Here is a 4,101-nt window from a genome sequence, read left to right as displayed (position 1 = left end):
ACGCCATCCGACTCGGCGACTGGCGCCGGCAGGCCTTCAGGCAGGTAGAAGTTCGTCGTCGTCATCCAATGGTCCTCAAAGTACCGCCTCGGAGCCCAGCATCAGGTTGCTGGACGGCGCGACCATCGGACCGCCGATGACCAGCGCAACATCGCTGCGTCGAGCCTGGCTCGTGGCGCTGCCTCGCACCTGGCGCACGGCCTCCAGCACGAGTTCGAAGCCATGCATGTAGCACTCGGCCAGGTTCCCGCCGCTGGTGTTGAGTGGCAGGCGTCCCGCAGGGGCTGTCAGGTTGTCGAGCGTGAGGAAATCGTTGGCCTCCTCGGGCGCGAAGAAGCCATGCTCGGCAAGCGCCATGACCACGCCGCCTGTGAAGTTCTCGTAGCTCTGCACCACGCCCACATCCGCGGGTGACACTCCCGACATGCGGTAGAGGTCCCGCGCCACGGTCGTGAAGTTGGCCGATGCATAGTTCGGAGAGTTGTGCGCATGGCTGCCGAATCGCTCGCTGGCGCCGGAGGCCGCACCCAACAGGTACACGGGTTTCTGCCGAAGGTCTCTGGCCCGCTCGGCGTCCATGAGGATCAACGCGGCGGCGCCGTCGTTTTCCATGCAGCAATCGAAGAGATGAAAGGGCTCGACGATCCAGCGCGATGCGTCGTAGCGCTCCTCGCTCAAGGGCTTGCCGTGCATCACCGCTCGGGGATTGCTCTGCGCGTGGTGATAGGAAGCCATCGCGATGGCCCGCAGCGCCTCTTGCCGCACGCCGTGCTCGTGCATGTAGCGCATGACCCGCATGGCGAATCGCTGGGGCGGAGCGATCACGCCATAGGGGACGAGATAGGCGCGCTCGCCCGAGATCGTTCCCGCCGCGGAGTTCTGCCCGAAGCGGCCGTACTGCCCCTGGGCCAGGGAACGGAAGACCACCACGCAGTCGGCCTGTCCCGTCGTGATCGCAGCCGCCCCGTTGGCGACCGCGGCACAGCAGCCGCCTCCGCCTCCGCCCCATTGCATGGTCGACGAACGCAACCGCGGCAATCCCAGCGCCGTCGCCAGTCTGACGGCATCGCTGCGATCGTCGCTGTACGACGCAAAGCCATCGATGTCGTGGGCGCTGATGCCGGCGTCGCTGCAGGCGGCCAGAATCGCTCGCAATGCCATCTTGAATTCGGGCTCGGGCGACTGGCCGTGCTTGTAATAGGTGGTTTCGCCGATGCCGACGACGGCGACCTTGCCGCGCAACGTTCGATCACTCATTGCTGTCCTTGCCCCTGTTCGGTTGTGGCCGGTTCCCGGCCTTTCCATCGCTGCAGTTCCGCCTCGAGAGAGGACGGTGCACCCGACGGCGCCGCCACTGCGCGCGTCGGCGTGCGAGAAAAGCGCGGCGCAGGCGCGGGATGCACGACACCGTCGATGGTCACGAAATTTCCGCGCGCCAGATTGTGTGGATCGGCCATGGCTTCTGTCAGGGTGAGCACCGGCGACACGCAGGCATCCGTGCCGGCGAAGGCGGCTTCCCAGTGCGCGCGGCTGCGTGACTTCACCGCCGTGCCGATCGCCTCGCGCAGGCTTGGCCAAAGCGTCTCGTCGTGCTGCGCCTTCTTCCAGCTCGGGTCGAGGCCGAGCAGGTCGACGAAGAGTGCGAAGAACTGCGGCTCTATGGCGCCCACGCCGAGGTGCTGCCCGTCCGCCGTGGGATACACGCCGTACCACGGTGCGCCGCCGTCCAGCATGTTGCTCTCGCGCTGCTCGGCGAAACGGCCGCGCTGCTGCTGCGCGATGAAGTGCGTCATGAGTTGGATCACGCCATCGGTGATGGCCGCATCCACGACCTGTCCCTGGCCCGACCTTCTTGCCTCGTGCAGCGCCGCGAGCACGCCGAGCGCCAGGTACAGGCTGCCGCCCGCATAGTCCCCCACCAGATTCAGCGGCGGCGTCGGTCGATCCCTGGGTCCGATCGCTGCAAGAGCGCCCGTGATGGCGATGTAGTTGATGTCGTGGCCGGCGGTCGTGGCGAGCGGCCCCTCCTGCCCCCAGCCCGTCATGCGCGCATATACAAGCTGCGGATTTCTTGCCATCACCACGTCGGGGCCGAGCCCCAGGCGCTCCAGGACGCCGGGTCGGAAACCTTCCACCAGCACATCCGCTTCGTCGAGCAGCGCCAGTATGCGATCCCTGTCGGCAGCGGCCTTGAGGTCGGCCTGCACCACGGTGCGGCCGCGGTCGACGATCTGCAGGGGATCCGCCAACCGCGAGCCGGGGCGGGCCACGAGCACGACATCCGCGCCCATGTCCGCCAGCAGCATGCAGGCGAAAGGTGCCGGACCCAGGCCGGCGAATTCGACGACACGCAGGCCCGCGAGCGGCCCTCGCGCCACGGAAGAGGTCGATGCCWTCAGTCGAGGCGGATGTTGGCGCGCTGGGCCACCGGCCCCCACTGCGCCATCTCGTCGCGGATCATGCGTTCCAATTCATCGGGCGTGCTGCTGCGCGCTTCGATGTTGCGGTCGGCGAACATCTTCTTGACCTCGGGCTGTGCCACGGCATGCACAACTGCCTCGTGCAGCTTCGCGGCCACCGCGTCCGGYACGCCCCTGGGCGCCAACACGCCGAACCAGGCCACGCTGCGGAAACCAGGCACCTCTTCGGCAATCGCCGGCAGGCCGGCCACGGTAGGAGTGCGCTGCGGCGTTCCCACCGCGAGGTAGCGCACCTTACCGGCCTGAACCATCGCCTGCCCGTCGAGGCCGGTGACGAACGCCGCCTGCAACTGGCCGCCGCCGAAGGCGGTCATCATTGGTGCGCCCCCGTTGTAGGGAACATGGACCATGCTGAGGCCTGCCAGGCCGTTGAAGTATTCGCCGGTCAGGTGCGACAGCGAGCCGTTGCCCACGGAACCGAAATTCCATGCATGGCCGGACTTCCTTGCCGCTGCGAGAAATTCCTTCAGGCTCTTCGCGGGGTTGTCCGCGGCGATGGCCAGGATCATGGGCGTGATGGCCACGGTGGAGATGGGGCGTAGATCCTTCAACGAGTCGTAGGGCGTCTTTTTCAGCAGCGGCAGCACCGCGTTCGGGCCCGAATTGCCGAACACCAGCGTGTAGCCGTCCGCAGGCGCCTTTGCCACGTAGTCGGTGCCGATGGAGCCGCCCGCTCCGACCTTGTTGTCGACGATCACCGGCTGCTTGAGGAAGTCCGACATCGGCTGCTGGATCGCGCGGGCCAGTTGGTCCGTGCTGCCGCCAGCGGCATAGGGCACAACGATGCGAATCGGCTTGTTCGGGAATTTGTCCTGGGCCGCGGCATGCGGCGCTGCGAGAGTGGTGAGCAAGAAAAGAAGGCCGGTGGCCAGTGCGACGCGATGTGAGTGGGGCATGTTGTCTCCGACGGAGGTGTTTTGGCGTAGAAAGTGAATGGTAGAACCATTCTATCAATGCGTCAATGGCTGGCGACCCTGCGATGGAACACGAGCGGCTTCGCGCCCAGCCTCTGCTTGCAGATCCAGGTCGCCAGGGCTGAGTCCAGATGCGTGGCATGCGCGGGAAACCACTCGGCCAGCGCCCGGATGAACGAACGTCCCACGACCACATTGCCCGCCGCCACCAAGGGCCGCACCTCGTTCGCCGACTGCAGGACCGCCGCGTGCTCGGCCGCATGGCAGTCCCGCGGCGGAAAGTCGCCGCGCGACATCCATTCGTCTTCCATCGCGAAATGGCTCTGGAGATGAGTCGTCAACGCGTCCAGGGTGCCGGGCAGATCCTCGTCACTGCAGGAGCCAGCGGAAGCGAGGAGCGCATCGAACTCCGCATGCACTTCGTCCATCTCGTCGTGACCGAGAACGATGGGTTGGCTCATGGATTCACCTCGCCTCACAGATCAAGAATCAGATGGCCTGACCGCGCGCCCGAGCAGCAGATCAGCATGGCGCTGTTGCTGGCACGCTCATCCTCCGTCAGGAAGCAGTCGCGGTGGTCGACTTCGCCCGCGATCACCTTCGTGTAGCAGGAGCCGCAGACGCCCTGCCCGCAGGAATACGGCATGTCCAGCCCGGCATCGAGCAGCACGTCGAGGATCGTCTTGCCGCTGGGAACGGCATGGCGC

The 4,101-nt window shown here is 66.3% G+C and carries 5 protein-coding genes; all 5 read right to left on the bottom strand.

Features of this window, described 5'->3' with window-relative positions:
• Window positions 1–75: 75 nt before the first annotated feature.
• Window positions 76–1,257 carry a thiolase C-terminal domain-containing protein gene (locus AC1DY5_RS44975; RefSeq protein ID WP_478120880.1) on the bottom strand — a complete coding sequence of 394 codons (1,182 nt, stop codon included), beginning with the start codon at window positions 1,255–1,257 and terminating at the stop codon, window positions 76–78.
• Window positions 1,254–2,378 (bottom strand): CaiB/BaiF CoA transferase family protein, encoded by a 1,125-nt coding sequence (locus AC1DY5_RS44970; RefSeq protein WP_478120879.1) that lies wholly within the window; start codon window positions 2,376–2,378, stop codon window positions 1,254–1,256. Before AC1DY5_RS44970 ends, AC1DY5_RS44975 begins: the two co-directional genes overlap by 4 nt.
• Window positions 2,379–2,395: 17 nt before the next feature.
• On the bottom strand, window positions 2,396–3,376 hold the full coding sequence (locus AC1DY5_RS44965; RefSeq protein WP_478120878.1) for a Bug family tripartite tricarboxylate transporter substrate binding protein: 981 nt from the start codon (window positions 3,374–3,376) through the stop codon (window positions 2,396–2,398).
• Between the two features lie 62 nt (window positions 3,377–3,438).
• Window positions 3,439–3,855, bottom strand: coding sequence for a bacteriohemerythrin (locus tag AC1DY5_RS44960; protein ID WP_478120877.1), 417 nt, complete (start codon window positions 3,853–3,855; stop codon window positions 3,439–3,441).
• A gap of 14 nt (window positions 3,856–3,869) precedes the next feature.
• Window positions 3,870–4,101, bottom strand: a 232-nt coding sequence (locus AC1DY5_RS44955) for a 2Fe-2S iron-sulfur cluster-binding protein (protein WP_478120876.1), incomplete at its 5' end; no start/stop codon positions are given.

This window comes from Variovorax sp. P4_D9 (assembly GCF_056401695.1).
This window is presented reverse-complemented; position numbering and strand designations above follow the sequence as displayed.